This is a genomic window from Advenella sp. RU8 (genome assembly GCF_048381675.1).
Classification (GTDB): domain Bacteria; phylum Pseudomonadota; class Gammaproteobacteria; order Burkholderiales; family Burkholderiaceae_B; genus Advenella.
Window position 1 is genome coordinate 406,382 of the sequence record NZ_JBLWIS010000001.1, and the last position, 14,543, is coordinate 420,924.

Annotated in this window: 14 protein-coding genes, 1 tRNA gene and 1 pseudogene; 10 read left to right on the forward strand and 6 right to left on the reverse strand. The window is 46.2% G+C overall.

Annotated elements, in window-relative coordinates:
* The first annotated feature begins 20 nt into the window (after nucleotides 1-20).
* From pheS to ACM5Q9_RS01900, 4 genes are read left to right on the forward strand one after another with little or no spacing between them, the layout of a single operon-like run.
* Entirely contained in the window at nucleotides 21-1,043 is a 1,023-nt protein-coding gene (pheS, locus tag ACM5Q9_RS01885) for a phenylalanine--tRNA ligase subunit alpha (protein ID WP_418143032.1), read from the forward strand.
* 53 nt (nucleotides 1,044-1,096) lie between these two features.
* On the forward strand, nucleotides 1,097-3,502 hold the full coding sequence (pheT, locus tag ACM5Q9_RS01890; protein ID WP_418143033.1) for a phenylalanine--tRNA ligase subunit beta: 2,406 nt from the start codon (nucleotides 1,097-1,099) through the stop codon (nucleotides 3,500-3,502).
* 12 nt (nucleotides 3,503-3,514) lie between these two features.
* Nucleotides 3,515-3,853 (forward strand): integration host factor subunit alpha, encoded by a 339-nt coding sequence (locus ACM5Q9_RS01895; protein WP_418143034.1) that lies wholly within the window; start codon nucleotides 3,515-3,517, stop codon nucleotides 3,851-3,853.
* A 41-nt stretch (nucleotides 3,854-3,894) separates the two neighbouring features.
* Nucleotides 3,895-4,290 (forward strand): MerR family transcriptional regulator, encoded by a 396-nt coding sequence (locus ACM5Q9_RS01900; RefSeq protein WP_418143035.1) that lies wholly within the window; start codon nucleotides 3,895-3,897, stop codon nucleotides 4,288-4,290.
* Between the two features lie 70 nt (nucleotides 4,291-4,360).
* Here ACM5Q9_RS01900 and ACM5Q9_RS01905 read toward each other — a convergent pair whose 3' ends face one another.
* Together ACM5Q9_RS01905 and ACM5Q9_RS01910 are read right to left on the reverse strand one after the other, a co-directional pair.
* The gene (locus ACM5Q9_RS01905; protein ID WP_418143036.1) at nucleotides 4,361-5,521 is read right to left on the reverse strand and encodes an alpha-hydroxy acid oxidase; all 1,161 of its coding nucleotides are present in this window, start codon (nucleotides 5,519-5,521) and stop codon (nucleotides 4,361-4,363) included.
* A 163-nt stretch (nucleotides 5,522-5,684) separates the two neighbouring features.
* Nucleotides 5,685-6,134, reverse strand: coding sequence for a carboxypeptidase regulatory-like domain-containing protein (locus ACM5Q9_RS01910; protein ID WP_418143037.1), 450 nt, complete (start codon nucleotides 6,132-6,134; stop codon nucleotides 5,685-5,687).
* 267 nt (nucleotides 6,135-6,401) lie between these two features.
* On the opposite strand from ACM5Q9_RS01910, the gene ACM5Q9_RS01915 reads away from it, so the two are divergent.
* The gene (locus tag ACM5Q9_RS01915; protein WP_418143038.1) at nucleotides 6,402-6,704 is read left to right on the forward strand and encodes a monooxygenase; all 303 of its coding nucleotides are present in this window, start codon (nucleotides 6,402-6,404) and stop codon (nucleotides 6,702-6,704) included.
* 54 nt (nucleotides 6,705-6,758) lie between these two features.
* Here the strand turns inward: ACM5Q9_RS01915 and ACM5Q9_RS01920 are convergent.
* Together ACM5Q9_RS01920 and ACM5Q9_RS01925 are read right to left on the reverse strand one after the other, a co-directional pair.
* Nucleotides 6,759-7,157, reverse strand: a pseudogene (locus ACM5Q9_RS01920) (alanine racemase); the annotation flags it as partial.
* A gap of 60 nt (nucleotides 7,158-7,217) precedes the next feature.
* A complete protein-coding gene (locus ACM5Q9_RS01925) occupies nucleotides 7,218-7,481 on the reverse strand; it encodes a DUF2249 domain-containing protein (RefSeq protein WP_418143039.1) in 264 nt (87 codons plus the stop codon).
* 606 nt (nucleotides 7,482-8,087) lie between these two features.
* Here ACM5Q9_RS01925 and ACM5Q9_RS01930 point away from each other — a divergent pair.
* Nucleotides 8,088-8,164: transfer RNA gene (locus ACM5Q9_RS01930), tRNA-Pro, on the forward strand.
* 260 nt (nucleotides 8,165-8,424) lie between these two features.
* Here the strand turns inward: ACM5Q9_RS01930 and ACM5Q9_RS01935 are convergent.
* Nucleotides 8,425-9,018, reverse strand: a complete 594-nt coding sequence (locus tag ACM5Q9_RS01935) for a metal-dependent hydrolase (RefSeq protein ID WP_418143040.1) — start codon at nucleotides 9,016-9,018, stop codon at nucleotides 8,425-8,427.
* Nucleotides 9,019-9,488: 470 nt separating this feature from the next.
* Complete coding sequence (locus ACM5Q9_RS01940; RefSeq protein WP_418143041.1) at nucleotides 9,489-10,154, reverse strand: hypothetical protein; 666 nt, start codon at nucleotides 10,152-10,154, stop codon at nucleotides 9,489-9,491.
* A gap of 174 nt (nucleotides 10,155-10,328) precedes the next feature.
* On the opposite strand from ACM5Q9_RS01940, the gene ACM5Q9_RS01945 reads away from it, so the two are divergent.
* From ACM5Q9_RS01945 to ACM5Q9_RS01960, 4 genes are all read left to right on the forward strand, one after another.
* Nucleotides 10,329-10,835, forward strand: a complete 507-nt coding sequence (locus tag ACM5Q9_RS01945) for a DUF2165 family protein (protein ID WP_418143152.1) — start codon at nucleotides 10,329-10,331, stop codon at nucleotides 10,833-10,835.
* 526 nt (nucleotides 10,836-11,361) lie between these two features.
* On the forward strand, nucleotides 11,362-12,897 hold the full coding sequence (locus ACM5Q9_RS01950) for an AMP-binding protein (RefSeq protein ID WP_418143042.1): 1,536 nt from the start codon (nucleotides 11,362-11,364) through the stop codon (nucleotides 12,895-12,897).
* Between the two features lie 381 nt (nucleotides 12,898-13,278).
* On the forward strand, nucleotides 13,279-13,530 hold the full coding sequence (locus tag ACM5Q9_RS01955) for a transposase (protein ID WP_418143043.1): 252 nt from the start codon (nucleotides 13,279-13,281) through the stop codon (nucleotides 13,528-13,530).
* A 209-nt stretch (nucleotides 13,531-13,739) separates the two neighbouring features.
* Complete coding sequence (locus tag ACM5Q9_RS01960) at nucleotides 13,740-14,384, forward strand: SOS response-associated peptidase (RefSeq protein WP_418143044.1); 645 nt, start codon at nucleotides 13,740-13,742, stop codon at nucleotides 14,382-14,384.
* Nucleotides 14,385-14,543: the final 159 nt, after the last annotated feature.

Here is a 14,543-nt window from a genome sequence, read left to right on the forward strand (position 1 = left end):
TTTTAACGAATGGTAATTTCATGACACAGTCGCTCGATGAACTTATAAGCCAAGCCCAGGAAAAATTCGCAGAAGCGGCCGATGCAGCCGCCCTGGAAAATGAGAAAGCTAAATTTTTAGGTAAAAACGGTGTAATCACTGGCTTGATGAAAGGGCTGGCACAGTTGGCCCCCGATCAAAAACGAGCCGAAGGTGCCCGTATCAACCAGGCCAAGCAACAAATAGAATCTTTGCTGAACGAGCGTCGTGATGAATTTGCCAAAGCCGAACTGAATCAACGTTTGGCTGCTGAAACTATTGATGTCAGCCTGCCTGGCAGGGGGCGTGCCAAAGGTGGCATCCATCCCGTTATCCAGACCTGGCAGCGTATTGAGGAAATTTTCCGTTCAATTGGTTTCGATGTGGCCGATGGCCCCGAAATTGAAAATGACTGGACCAACTTTACCGCCCTGAACAATCCGGCAAACCATCCGGCCCGTTCAATGCAAGATACCTTCTATGTAGACATGGAAGATGCGGATGGCTTGCCTTTGCTGCTGCGAACCCATACCAGCCCCATGCAGGTGCGTTATGCCCGCATGCATAAACCCCCGATTAAAGTCATTGCCCCCGGCCGTACTTATCGTGTCGATAGCGATGCCACACACTCTCCCATGTTCCATCAGGTAGAAGGGTTATGGATCGCCGAAGACATTTCTTTTGCCGACCTGAAAGGGGTATACACCAATTTTCTGCGTGCTTTCTTTGAAACCGAAGACTTGTGCGTGCGTTTCCGTCCTTCATTCTTCCCGTTTACCGAACCTTCTGCCGAAATTGACATGATGTTCACTTCCGGGCCCAATCAGGGACGCTGGCTGGAAATTTCTGGCTCGGGTCAGGTGCATCCTACCGTGGTGAAAAATTACGGACTGGACCCCGAAAAATACATTGGCTTCGCCTTTGGTTCGGGCATAGAGCGCCTTACCATGTTGCGTTATGGCGTCAATGACCTGCGTCAGTTTTATGAAGGTGATCTCCGGTTCCTGCGCCAGTTCAACCGCTAAGTTGTCCGGCAGTTCAGGCAGTAATCCAATCCATTGCAAAGAAACGAATTATTATGTTATTTCCAGAATCCTGGCTCAGATCATTGGTTAATCCGGCCATCAATACAGAAGAATTGTCCCATCGCCTGACCATGGCAGGTCTAGAGATTGAAGATACAGCACCTGTTGCTCCGCCATTTAGCGGCGTGGTAGTTGCCCAGATCGTTGAAATCGCACCTCACCCTAACGCCGACAAACTTCGCATTTGCCAGGTTGATGATGGCTCTGGCGAGTTGTTGCAGATTGTTTGTGGTGCACCTAACGCCGCCAAAGACATGAAAGTGCCGCTGGCCAAAATCGGGGCCGTATTGCCAGGCGATTTTAAAATCAGCAAAGGCAAATTGCGTGGTGAAGTATCTTTTGGCATGCTGTGTTCTGCCCGTGAACTGGGCTTGTCCCAGGATCATGCCGGCTTGCTGGAATTGGATGCCTCTGCGGTGGTTGGCCAGGATATTCGCCAGGCCCTTGACCTAGATGACACTGTTTTTGAAATCAAGTTAACCCCCAACCGTGCCGATTGCCTTTCCTTGCATGGTGTTGCCCGTGAGGTTGCTGCGCTTACCGGAGCCCCTCTCAAGGCATTTGATTTTTCTCCCGTGGCAGTTTCGCTTGACGACAGGCTGGCTGTTAAGGTGCAGGCTCCTGATTTATGTGGTCGCTTTGCCGGTCGTGTTATTAAAAATGTCAATGCAAAAGCACCTACCCCCGCGTGGATGAAATCCCGTCTGGAAAGAGCGGGGCAGCGTTCGGTTTCCATACTGGTGGATATTTCCAACTACGTCATGCTGGAACTGGGCCGTCCCACGCACGTTTTTGACCTTAACAAAATCAATGGCGATCTTGTGGTCCGCTGGGCTAAAAAAGGCGAATCACTCAAGCTGCTTAATGGCCAAACGGTAGAGCTAGACGAGGAAGTCGGTATTATTGCTGCCGGTGAGACCATCGAAAGCTTGGCTGGCATTATGGGCGGCGATGCTACGGCAGTTAGCCTTGAAACCACCGATATTTTCGTTGAGGCGGCTTTCTGGTTCCCTGAAGCCATTGCCGGCCGCAGCCGTCGCTTTAAATTCAGTTCGGAAGCCAGCCACCGTTTTGAACGTGGCGTAGACTTCCAGAACGTGGTTGAGCATCTGGAATACATCTCCCGCTTGATCCTTGAAATATGTGGTGGCCAGGCCGGTCCGATTGATGACCAAATCATCAATCTGCCTGCACGTAATCCGGTTGCCATGCGTGTTGCCCGTTGCCGGAAAATTCTGGGTATCAATGTTGCCACTGAAGAAATTGAAAAAATCTTTACCCAGCTGCAATTGCCTTTTACCTTTGATGGTGAGGTATTTACGGTAACCCCGCCTTCCTATCGCTTTGATATTGAAATCGAAGAAGACATGATTGAAGAGGTTGCCCGTATTTATGGTTTCGAGCGGATTCCCGATAATCCGCCCAAAGCCATGGCAGCCATGTTGCCAAGCAATGAAACCAGACGTAGCGAGCACGACATGCGTTATGTCATGGCTGACCTGGATTACCAGGAAGTGGTCAATTTCAGCTTTGTTGAAACAGGATGGGAAAGCAATTACATGGGCAATCAAAATCCCATCAAACTGCTTAACCCTATTGCCAGCCAACTGGCAGTCATGCGTTCGGGTTTGATTGGAGGCCTGATTGCCAATATTTGTCATAATGCCAAGCATAAACAAAGCCGTGTTCGCGTGTTTGAGCTGGGGCGTGTTTTTAGCCGGGATGCTTCGGTTAAAGACGGGGATCTTGCTGTGGCTAATATTAGCCAGCCCTTGCACCTGGCGGGTGCCGCCTGGGGCCCGGCTGTTCCCGAGCAATGGGCAGAGCCAGTGCGTCAGGTTGATTTTTTCGATGTCAAGAATGATGTTGAAAACCTGTTTGGCAAAAAAGCAAAACTGTTAACGTTTGTGGCGCAATCGCATCCCGCCTTGCATCCCGGACGCAGTGCCGCTATTTTGTTGGAAGGAAAGCAGATCGGGTTCATTGGTGAGTTGCATCCGCAGTGGGTGCAGGACAACGAGCTTGTGCATGCACCTGTCGTATTTGAAGTGGCAGTAGATGCACTTGCCCATGTTAGCTTGCCAGAAATCAATAACCTGTCCCGCCAGCCATTGGTTATCAGGGACCTGGCTGTTTGGGCGCCGGTTGATTTGCCTGTGCAGGCAATTTTGGATACGCTTGCTTTACGCCAGAAAGAAATGCAAGAACTTGATATCATTAAGGAAATATCCTTATTTGACGTCTGGCGCGATGTTAAGTCCGAGTCTGGTGAGCGCAGTCTGGCTTTCCGTTTCGTCCTTCAGGATCAGCAGGCAACACTGGAAGAAGCGCGGGTTGAACAATGCATGGCATCTGTTCTGAATGTTTTGGTCAATGCACACAACGTGCGTCAACGCTAAGGCAAAATTAAAATGGCAGAAGCAAACACTACCCTTACCAAGGCTGAACTGGCCGAAATGTTATTTGATCGTGTCGGTCTGAACAAACGTGAAGCCAAAGACATTGTGGATATTTTTTTTGAAGAAATTCGCGAGTCCCTGGCTAATGGTGATGCTGTAAAATTATCCGGTTTTGGTAATTTTCAGGTACGGGACAAACCGGCCCGTCCGGGACGTAACCCTAAAACCGGAGAGGTGATTCCAATTGCGGCTCGTCGTGTGGTGACATTCCATGCCAGTCAAAAGCTTAAGGCGATTGTCGAGCAGGGTGAAGCGTATGATCCAAATTCTGAATATGCGCTTCAGGATTAGGGTGTATTCCATAAAAGATCATTTGGGTTTACAATCAAGCGATGAATCAAAAAGCCAATACCACTTCGACAATCTTGCCACCCATTCCGGCAAAACGTTACTTCACCATAGGTGAGGTTTCCGAATTATGCTTGGTAAAACCACATGTTTTACGCTACTGGGAGCAAGAGTTTACCCAATTGAATCCGGTCAAAAGACGTGGAAACCGTCGTTATTACCAGCACCATGAAGTGCTCTTGATCCGTAAAATCCGCGACTTGTTATATGAACAAGGGTTTACGATCAATGGTGCACGTGGTCGTCTGGGCGATTTGCGAGATGTTCCCCATGATCAGGATGCAGCCGTTCGTCTTTCAGGTACAGAGCTGCAGTTGCTGCGTACCGAGTTGGGTAATATTGTTGATATGTATAATAACTTGCTTAAAGATCGCGCCTAAGCCTAAGTTTATACCAATAAAAAAACGGGTATGAACCCGTTTTTTTATTGGTGCGCCAAGAATGGCTTGCTTAACGATCCATAATCAAAATATCTTTGTTGACATGATTGATGTTGGTATGCCCGCAGAACGCCATGCTGATATCCAGTTCATTGGCAATGATCTCTAGCGAACGGGTAACGCCATCAAGTCCATATGCACCCAATCCGTACAGGAAAGAGCGGCCAATTAATGTACCTTTGGCACCCAAGGCGATTGCGCGTAATACATCTTGTCCTGAACGGATACCACCATCAAGCCAGACCTCTGTTTGGCTGCTATGGTTTTTAACAGCTTCCACAATGTCGGGCAAAGCGGAAATGGAAGAGGGGGCACCATCAAGTTGACGTCCGCCATGATTGGAAACCACAATGGAATCAGCGCCTGCATCGGCAGCATACAAGGCGTCTTCCTTGTCCAGGATGCCTTTGATAATCAGTTTGCCACCCCATTTCTTTTTAATCCATTCTACGTCATCCCAGCTTAAAGTAGGATCAAATTGCTCGGCTGTCCAAGAGGCCAGCGAAGACATATCGCCCACTCCTTTTGCATGGCCGACAATATTGCCAAACGTGCGGCGTTTGGTTTGCAGCATATGCCAGCACCATTCGGGTTTGAGGGCAAGGTTTAGCAAATTCACCAGGGTAGGCTTGGGCGGTGTAGAGAGGCCGTTCTTGATGTCTTTATGGCGTTGTCCCAGTACCTGCAAATCCAGCGTTAGCATAAGGGCAGAGCAATTGGCTGCCTTGGCGCGATCAATCAGGCGTTCAATATAATCTTTGTCACGCATGACATACAATTGAAACCAGAAAGGGGCCGAGGTATGGGCGGCTACATCTTCAATCGAGCAGATACTCATGGTTGAGAGCGTGAAGGGAATGCCGAAGCGTTCGGCCGCCTTGGCCGCCAGGATCTCGCCATCAGCGCGCTGCATACCGGTCAGGCCGGTGGGTGCAATGGCGACTGGCATGGCCGTATCAATGCCGATCATTTTGGTTTTCAGGCTCCGGCCTTCCATATTGACGGCGACACGCTGGCGGAATTTTATTTTCTGGAAATCGCTCTCATTGCTGCGATAGGTGGATTCAGTCCACGATCCTGAGTCGCAGTAATCGTAGAACATTTTGGGGACTTTGATTTTGGCAATGCGTCTGAGGTCTTCAATGCAGGTTATTTTTGCTAGATTTGCCATTAATAATACCTATCCGAGTTAATCTTTAAACATCCAATTTTATACCGTTCTGCCAGAGCCGTCATACCAGCGCCATTGAAATGAAACATCCTGCCATTTTAGGGCAGGATGCGGGTAGAGCAGGGCAGATAGCCATAATGATGGGAGCCAGAATAAGAGGAGGCTATTTGTTTTCTGGCCAGCGCAGTACATTGCTGACCCGGGCATTTCCTTTGATGCGGAATGAGCTGCTTTGGGTTTGGTTATTGAAGGTAGCCTTGAGGTGGTAGGCACCGTCTGGCAGCTTGACGTAAAGCAGGGGGCCGGTATCGCTGGCTTCAAAGACCGGCTTGTTGTTCTGGTCGGTAATGACTACCTGTACATTGCTTAAATAGGCGCCCTCGTGACCGGCAAAAGTTAGGTGCAGGTTGTAATGACTGGATTGTGCCTTGATTTCGTTTTGTTCGCTATTGCCAAAGCCACCCGTAATATATTGGGTTGATTGGTTGTAGGTTTGTGGTTGTACCTGGGCTTGTGCCATATTTTGTGTACCAGTGTATAGTCCAAAAGCAATGGCAGAGGTTAGAAGAAATTGCTTGATAATCTTGGATTCAAAATGATGTGTTTTTTGCATGGTACTTCCTTTTTTTGAATTTACAACAATATAAAAGGTCGCCGATGTGATGCAGTTTGTTTGACCCTATATATGCGATTTATTGTACAGGTCTTGGTGCAGCGTGCATTTTTTTGAATTCTACTGAAATATTTGAACAGAAAAAAACAATAATATCAATGGATTAAATGTATTGGATTTTTGCTGATCTGCTTCAAGGCAAGGTTTTTTGTTTTGTTATACGATGTCTTATACCTTTAATTCACAGATTAATGTTTTGGAGCTGATATGGCTATTATTTTACAGGTTGATTTTCCGTTTGATGGGCCTTGGGGGCAGGAAATGGCTGCAGGCATGAAAGAACTGGCCGAATCGATTGGCAAAGAACCCGGCCTGCTTTGGAAAATCTGGACCGAAAATCCCCAAGCAAAGGAAGCTGGGGGTATTTACTTATTCAGTAACAAAGTCGATGCGCAGGCTTACCTTGAAATGCATTCGGCCAGGTTGAAGGCGTTTGGCGTAAGTAAAGTTAATGGCAAATTGTTTGAAGTGAACGAGGAGTTGTCTGCCATAGACCGTGCGCCTTTGTAGGCCTTGCTTTTTACGCGCCCGCGTTTTGCTTCTGAAGGTGGGATGGTGGTGCTGTCAAGAAGCGTTGTCTGGCCAATAATAGCTGTCGGGCAAAGCGCGTGCACCAAAAATGGCTTGCCCTACACGCACTACGGTAGCGCCTTCTTCAACGGCCATTTCATAGTCTCCTGACATACCCATGGATAGCTCATGCAGATGCACATTGGCGGGAGTGTCTTGCTGTAATTGGTCGCGAAGGTTGCGTAATAGCTGGAAGCAGCCACGCACTCGCTGCTTATCGTCTGACAGGCAGGCAAGTGTCATGAGTCCTTTGACTTTCAGGCACTCAAAAGTGGTAAGGGACTGGATAAAAGAAGCGACTTCCTGTGGAGAAAGGCCGTATTTATTGGCTTCGCCGGAGGTATTGACTTGCACAAAAACATCAATGGAACGGCCCTCTGCCTGCAGTCTTCTACGGTTAAGGCGGCGGGATAACGATTTTCTTGAATGGGTGTGATCATGAGTGATTGAAAGTTAGCCTTGAATTTCAAAGTCAATCACGATTTCGCCAGGCTCACGGGTAATATATGAAATGCCTACCCGATTGCCAAAATGGGCTTCAATTTGTGCCAGCAAAGGCAAGGGATCGTGATCATTGCAAAAACGCATTGTCTCACCGGGATGCAGGGCAGACAAAGCACCAAAAATAGCCGCATGTCGAAAGCGTTTGGCAACACCACGTGCATCAAACGGATAAATATTCTGGTCAAACATGGGTAAAAAAGCATCTTGGGTCATGATAGTAGAAATATAGTAAATGAGTAAGAGGATGGTGGGCGCAATGTGCCAGGTGGCACAGGGAAAGTATTGCGCCAGGATTTAATTATAGGCATGATTTTTGTGGTAATGAGATGATCCATCATCCTCTTATAGTTACTTGAGTAATTTGCTTGGATATTATTGATAAAGGTTAAGAGAAACGGGAAAGTGTGTGTTTTTTCAGACAAACCAGTGCGCTTTTTAGGTGTTCTGAATTTATAAAAAAATAAAAAATCTAAAAAAAATTTATTTGTGGTGTAAAAATATTTTTTTGAACATGAATGTTGACGTATTTTTATCCACTTTAACTGTGGATAACTTTGCGTATAAGAAATTAGCAACTGTCTTAAGTCTTGAACTGACAGGGAATTTTTGTCAACTGCTTATGAAATGATCAGTGGGGTTTTATGGCTTGATGGTGGTGTTGGCAATTTCCATGGGGATGGATTGTCAAGTTGAAAAACCAGGAAAAGGAAAAAATTGGTAAAAAAAATGATGGGCATGGGCTTGCATTTTGTTTAGATATTGTGATATAGTTTTATTCTTACTTACACAGCTTTGTGTGAACAAGCAAATAAGTAACGTCGGGGCGTAGCGCAGCCTGGTAGCGCACTTGCATGGGGTGCAAGGGGTCGAAGGTTCGAATCCTTCCGTTCCGACCAATAAAATCAAGGACTTACGTGAAAACGTGAAGTCCTTTTTTTATGCCTGTTTTGCTGCGGGGTAAACTTAGGGGTAAACTTGAAAAAACCTTACCTTACAAAAGATCCTCAGGTAGTTCAGGTTGATCTTATGGCTCTGAATCCAACTGTCAGCGCATGTTTGAGCTAGTACAAATGGCATGAACGTTAGCTTAGCGTTCACTCATTCCATGCTCCTGCGTGGGAATACCTACCTGATGTCGCACTCTGGCTCCCTCAGATCAAAAATTACCGTAGCTGCTTAAGTTCGTTATAAAGTTTTGAATTAGGGGTTGTAAAACCAAGTGTATGTGTTTAACACTTTCCTTGGTTATTTGCGTTAATCCCTTGGCAAAAGCATTATCAGGGTTCACCAGTGTCCAAATGCTCACGCCAAAAACCGTAAATAAACTTACTAGTACCGTTTCGTATCTACCCGAACGCCACCAACCTTTTTTTCCGAAGCTGATTCGTTGCCTGGGATGAATCCAGGGAATACCCATGGGGTTGGGGGCATCGGCCAAAATGTGCGTTAATGCACCGGTTGCTGCACCAATCATGGTCGCACCTTCAAACCCTTTGATAGAAAACGCCCAATAAATTAAACCAACCCAAAACCAGGGCCAATGTGTGTAGGTGCGGTGTTTAATGAGCGAGCCTTTTCGTGCCCCTTTGCGGTAATAGGGTATTTCTATCCAGTCGGGTAAGGAGGTGGAAACTGCGGCGAACAGAGCACTTGCTGTTTGTAATAAAACATCGAGTCCTGCTGTTTTTGCAATAGCCGCAGCGATAAATGCAGCACCAAGGCCGGTAAGCCTATGTCCTTTACCAGTCATTAAAAAGCATCCAACCAACTTAATGATGCTGCACGATATACGGGCGCAGTAATAATTAATTATTAATTTGTTAATGGTAATATATTTTACTTAAATTAATTGGGATTACTTCATTTTTGTTTAATATTTATACAGTATGTTCATAGTATTTTCAGCTGAAAAACAGCAATAGCGTGGATTTTTAAGTGTGGAAGATATGCCTTCGATATTTGTTAAGACAGTTGTCATTATTTTTGTCTTAGGTAGCTTGTGGCATCGTTATCTCTTTCTCAGGGTTCAACGTTACTGGTTCAGTTGATTCATTGTTTCTGCCTGGACGTGTGCCCCAGCGTGATAGATTATTCTCAGGCCTGCATCAACACTGCTTTACGTTGAGCTAGCAACGCTGAATTTTCGCCGTCATACATTGAGTTGAAAATTTGAGTAATTTCTCTAACTTTTGCATAGTAAAGGTTAGAGACATTATTAGTTTATTTTGCACAATCAGACCTAGGCGTACTAAGCCCGTGGCCAATGGTTATGGCAGTTGGCGTAACATTTTTGAAGGCATTATAACCCTGTGTATTGAAGCGGTCGTCGCAGTTAAACCGGGTCTCCATAATGTAGTCTTCTCCTGCTGCTTTTTTCATTAGTTCTTCCCATTCATCAGCGGCATCGAGGGCAGGATCACCAACAAGTTTAAACTCAAGTAGTACTTCGATGAAGTTTGTTGCCCGAGGCCCTTCCCAAAGCGCAAAAACCGATGGATCGGCGGCATTGCCGCACAGGCTTAGGCAATCGGCCATAAAGGTAAAATTATCAAACTCAAAAGCGCCAACGGTCAACGGGGTATTGGCTGGTGGTGCGTAAGAGTCAATGAAGGTACTTAAATCAGCTTGGCATTTATCATTTAATTCCATACGCAAGGCAGAGACATCGTTGTTATCAATCGTAGCAGTGATATTGCATCCTTGTACCCTAAAACTATGCTCATTGCCTGAAGATTTCCGGGGAATGCCCGCGATTGACTCAAAGTAACGCTGAGTAGTGCCAAGCATATCGCCGTTGAAAACTTCTTGGACCGTTTTGGCTTGCACAGCGTTGGCAAAAGGGCTGATTAACATTGAGGCGATGAGCATTTTGGGAAGGAGTGACATGAACAAGATCCTTATTGCTGTGGTTGTATTAAATTGAATGTAAGCATATTTTATATTATTAAATTTTAGTAAGCTTAACAGAAGTGGTTGTGATTTAAACCAATGTCGAGAGCTTGAAATCGTTACTCATGGTAGTGTATGGTTTTGGTTCAATTGAATTCAGGTGGTGGGATTATGGCGGTTCGTTGGTCGAAAATTTTGTTGATAACGGCAATTGCCTTGTTTGCGTCGTTGGTGGCCTTTGGCAATATCACCGATTACAACAGTAATTTTTCATTCGTGCGTCACGTGTTGTTGATGGATACCATCTTTCCTGATTCCACAATTTCATATCGTGCTATTCATTCGCCGGTATTGCATCATGCTGCGTACCTACTCATCATCGGGCTTGAGGTTTTTACTGCCTTGTTGTGTTGGTGGGGGGCGGGGCGCTTGTTAGTGCGTAGAAAATCATCGGCTCACCATTTTAACCGCGCAAAAAATATTGCCGTATGTGGGCTAACGCTTGGTTTTTTACTTTGGCAGGTTGGCTTTATGTCGGTGGGGGGCGAATGGTTTGGTATGTGGATGTCGTCCGAATGGAACGGCATTCAATCAGCTTTTCAGTTCTTTGTGACGATCATGCTGGTTTTAATCTACGTCGTTTTTCCTGACACTGAGCTAGATGAATCAAATGCCTAATCCGTAAGAGGTGCACTAATCTGTAGGCAGGTTTGAATCGACCATGCTTTGTAGACAGCTTTTGGGCTTAGAAAAATACGTTCGTTTACTGCTCATAAGCACCTCGTTAATTAGCCATTTTATTTAACTAAATGGTATTTACAAAATCGGTGGCTATTCATACTTGTGCCTAGGGTTTCTAGGGATATTGCAGTCGATTCATGCACTGCTAACATGTTAGTAAAGCTTTTCTCATCTTTTAATAGTTATATGTGAAATATTACTATTTTAAATCAAAAGCCTAGAGACAAAATGAAATCAAAAAGCAATGTAGTTGCTTAGGCGTTGAAACTTGGCGTTGGAAAGCAGTGGCGCTCGCCAAGTTCAGAACGCTCGCTTTGTGATTGCCAAGAATGGTAGGGGCTTCAGTGGTGTTGAAGTTGCTGCAACTTTTATTATGGTTCCGGAAAAGTAAGTCAGATGGTGGGTGTGCCAATCAGCATTCACCCGTTTGTAATATCAAGCGGAAATTTACGAGACAGCCAATATGAATCTTAGTCACCTTTTTCAGCGTAGCGTGCAGCTCTACGGCGATTACCCAGCCCTGATCAAGGGTAAACAATTGCCAACCAGTTACAAGCAATTGGATAAGCGTGTTCGTATGCTAGCTTTTTGGTTAAGAAATGAACTTGGCCTGGCACCGGGAGACCGCGTAACCCTCGCATTGAAGAATTGCACCGAATATCTGGAACTGTTGCTGGCATCTTGGCACGCGGGGCTTTGTGTGGTACCGGTTAATATCAAGTTGCATCCTGATGAGATCGCCTACATGGTGAGCAACTCCGGGTCGCGCGCGTGCATGACTCAAGAGGCACTTTTTCAACCTATGCAGGATGCGCTTGTTGGCGTGCCTGAAGTGAAGGTGTTAAGCCTGGATTCATCGCTGTTCCATAGGGCCTTCGACTGTCCTGAACTTTCATTGGGCCCTGACGATGACCAGAGTCTTGCGTGGTTGTTCTATACAAGTGGAACGACAGGTAAGCCCAAAGGGGTAATGCTTAGTCATGCCAATTTGGTCAGTATGGCCATGCATTTTTATTCAGATGTGCAATCAGTGAGCCCTCATAGCATTTTATTACATGCGGCTCCCATGTCTCACGGTAGCGGCTTGTACAGCATTCCCTACTTCATCAAGGGGGGCGCCCAGCTTGTGCCCGATTCAGGTGGTTTTGAAGAGGCTGAACTGTTTGATCTGTTTGCGCACTATCAGGATGTCAGCCTGTTTGCAGCACCGACCATGGTGCGGCGCATGGTTGGTTTTGCACAGTCCCGTTGTCCTGAAGTGTCTGGCCTGCGTTCAATAATTGTGGGTGGCGCGCCATTCTACGTCGAGGACATCAAGCAAGCTGTTGGCTGCTTTGGTCCCAGGATTATTCATATGTATGGCCAGGGGGAAAGCCCGATGACGATCTCGGCTCTTCCGCCCGGGAGTCTGGCTCATGCGGTTGAAACCGGTGACATAAACCTGTTGTCTTCTGTGGGGTTCCCGCAGACGTCTATGCAGGTTGAGATACTCGATCATAATGATCAGCCAGTTCCGGAGGGCGAACTGGGCGAAGTGGTAGTTCGTGGGCCAACGGTCATGATGGGATATTGGAATAATCCGGAGGCAACTGCTAAAACATTGCTGAACGGTGCCTTGAAAACGGGTGATATCGGCATGCTGGATACGCGGGGTATGCTCTATTTAAAGGATCGTTCGAAAGATGTGATTATCAGCGGCGGCACCAATATTTATCCTCGTGAAGTAGAGGATGTACTACTTGCTTATCCTTTGGTCAGCGAAGTGTCAGTGGTAGGTGCCCCAGACCCAGAGTGGGGAGAGTCGATTGTGGCTTTTGTGGTGACTATTCCTGGTAAAAAGGTTCAAGTGTCCGAGTTGGATGCCCATTGCCTGACGCATATTGCAAGATTTAAACGGCCAAAACGCTATGTGTTTGTGGATAATCTTCCAAAGAACGGGGCTGGTAAAATCATGAAACGAGAGCTCCAGCAAACCCTGGTGAACAAGAATGGCCAATGAAAATAAATTGTTCAAGCGGACGGTAGGTAACCAGACCAAGCAGGCATATTCAGCAGTTGCAGCTCATTATCGATGGTGATGCTGCTGCCGCACTCAAAATATCGGCCAAGCGTTTTCCTGGTCTTTGATTTGGGTAATTCATCAAAAAATTCTACGCTTCTGGGGGCTTTTGTAAGCCGCCATATGTTCCTGTGACCAGTCAATAATCTATTTTTCTTCCGCCATCAGACCATCTTTCAGTACTACCAGTGCCTTGATCTGCTCAGCTGGTTTTTCGTTACTAAAAAGTCAAAAAATCGTAAGCGAACGGTAAACTACACCTTGAGGATCTCCGGTTAGTCCGTCAAGATCGTGTCCATTACAATTTAAGCGGACACGATCATGAATGACATTATGCCCCTCAAGCGCGTGAGACGGTCTTATTCTGCCGAATTTAAGACTGAACTGGTCAAGGCCAGCCAACAACCCGGTGTTTCACTAGCCGGTTTGGCCCTGCATCATGGCCTGAATGCCAATCTACTACGGCGTTGGGTACGTGAATATGAATGCGAAGGCAAGCATATCGCCATGCAAACCGACACGAACGGGGGGAGTAATTTATTAAGTACCGCTTGTTTACGTTCATGGGAATAACGGGCCATGATGAGTGTCCTTTACCGCCTGTTTTAATTGAAATGGGAGGGTGACAACTATCCTGACACAGGGGGTCCCTTTAAAAGCAGGGCATGTCTTTGGGCAAAAAATGGATTGTTGATTATGTTATTTTTGGCATATTATTTAATTAATCAGTTTAACAATTTACAATAAGAAATTAAGCTGTTTTTTTATTGGGCGATTGTCTTATGTGTGGCCGTTATGCTTTATTTAATACGCAAGCGTTGCAAAGCCAGTTTGGGCTTGATGTTATAGACCCTATGCCAGAACGCTATAACATAGCACCCCAGCAAATTGCGCCGGTTATAAAAGAAGTGGCCGGCAAGCGGGTATTACTGCATGCCATCTGGGGCCTGCGGCCATCATGGGCGAATGATGCCATGCCCAAACCTTTCAATGCAAAAGTGGAAACGGCGGCAGAAAAGCCTTTTTTCAGGAATGCCTGGCGGCGTTCAAGAGTGATCGTGCCCGCCAATGGTTATTATGAATGGAAAAGCAGCACTTCGGGCAAACAGCCATATTTCATCTATCCGGAATCAGGTTTGTTTGGTTTTGCAGGGCTGTTGGAGTTTCATGAAGAGGTGCCTAATTTCACTATTATCACCACCACTGCCAATGCGTTGACTAAAGAGATTCATGACCGCATGCCGGTGATCCTGCAATCGGCTGATTATGCGGCCTGGCTGAGTGAAGGTAACAATAGTAATAATATGCTGTTACGGAAAATAGCCGGGCAGTATCCATCGGAAAAAATGCGTATGCAAATGGCGAATAAGGCGGTGGGAAATGTAAGTAATGAGGGGGCGTTTTTGTTGGGTGATGGGAAGTTTTAAAGGTTGACGGCTTCTTCAATTACGTTTGCTGTCCCTTGATTACGGTACTGTTGATGAAGAAAATATGCATGAATTGCATGGTAGGGTGTTCAGGCCGAGTAACAATTTGCCTTCATTGCCCTTGCAAAGATCAAAATAAACCATTGAGATGGCCTTTGA

Coding starts and splice junctions, on each gene's coding strand:
- pheS (WP_418143032.1), top strand. CDS start 21: ATGACACAGTCGCTCGATGAACTTATAAGCCAAGCCCAGGAAAAATTC.
- pheT (WP_418143033.1), top strand. CDS start 1,097: ATGTTATTTCCAGAATCCTGGCTCAGATCATTGGTTAATCCGGCCATC.
- ACM5Q9_RS01895 (WP_418143034.1), top strand. CDS start 3,515: ATGGCAGAAGCAAACACTACCCTTACCAAGGCTGAACTGGCCGAAATG.
- ACM5Q9_RS01900 (WP_418143035.1), top strand. CDS start 3,895: ATGAATCAAAAAGCCAATACCACTTCGACAATCTTGCCACCCATTCCG.
- ACM5Q9_RS01905 (WP_418143036.1), bottom strand. CDS start 5,521: ATGGCAAATCTAGCAAAAATAACCTGCATTGAAGACCTCAGACGCATT.
- ACM5Q9_RS01910 (WP_418143037.1), bottom strand. CDS start 6,134: ATGCAAAAAACACATCATTTTGAATCCAAGATTATCAAGCAATTTCTT.
- ACM5Q9_RS01915 (WP_418143038.1), top strand. CDS start 6,402: ATGGCTATTATTTTACAGGTTGATTTTCCGTTTGATGGGCCTTGGGGG.
- ACM5Q9_RS01925 (WP_418143039.1), bottom strand. CDS start 7,481: ATGACCCAAGATGCTTTTTTACCCATGTTTGACCAGAATATTTATCCG.
- ACM5Q9_RS01935 (WP_418143040.1), bottom strand. CDS start 9,018: ATGACTGGTAAAGGACATAGGCTTACCGGCCTTGGTGCTGCATTTATC.
- ACM5Q9_RS01940 (WP_418143041.1), bottom strand. CDS start 10,154: ATGTCACTCCTTCCCAAAATGCTCATCGCCTCAATGTTAATCAGCCCT.
- ACM5Q9_RS01945 (WP_418143152.1), top strand. CDS start 10,329: ATGGCGGTTCGTTGGTCGAAAATTTTGTTGATAACGGCAATTGCCTTG.
- ACM5Q9_RS01950 (WP_418143042.1), top strand. CDS start 11,362: ATGAATCTTAGTCACCTTTTTCAGCGTAGCGTGCAGCTCTACGGCGAT.
- ACM5Q9_RS01955 (WP_418143043.1), top strand. CDS start 13,279: ATGAATGACATTATGCCCCTCAAGCGCGTGAGACGGTCTTATTCTGCC.
- ACM5Q9_RS01960 (WP_418143044.1), top strand. CDS start 13,740: ATGTGTGGCCGTTATGCTTTATTTAATACGCAAGCGTTGCAAAGCCAG.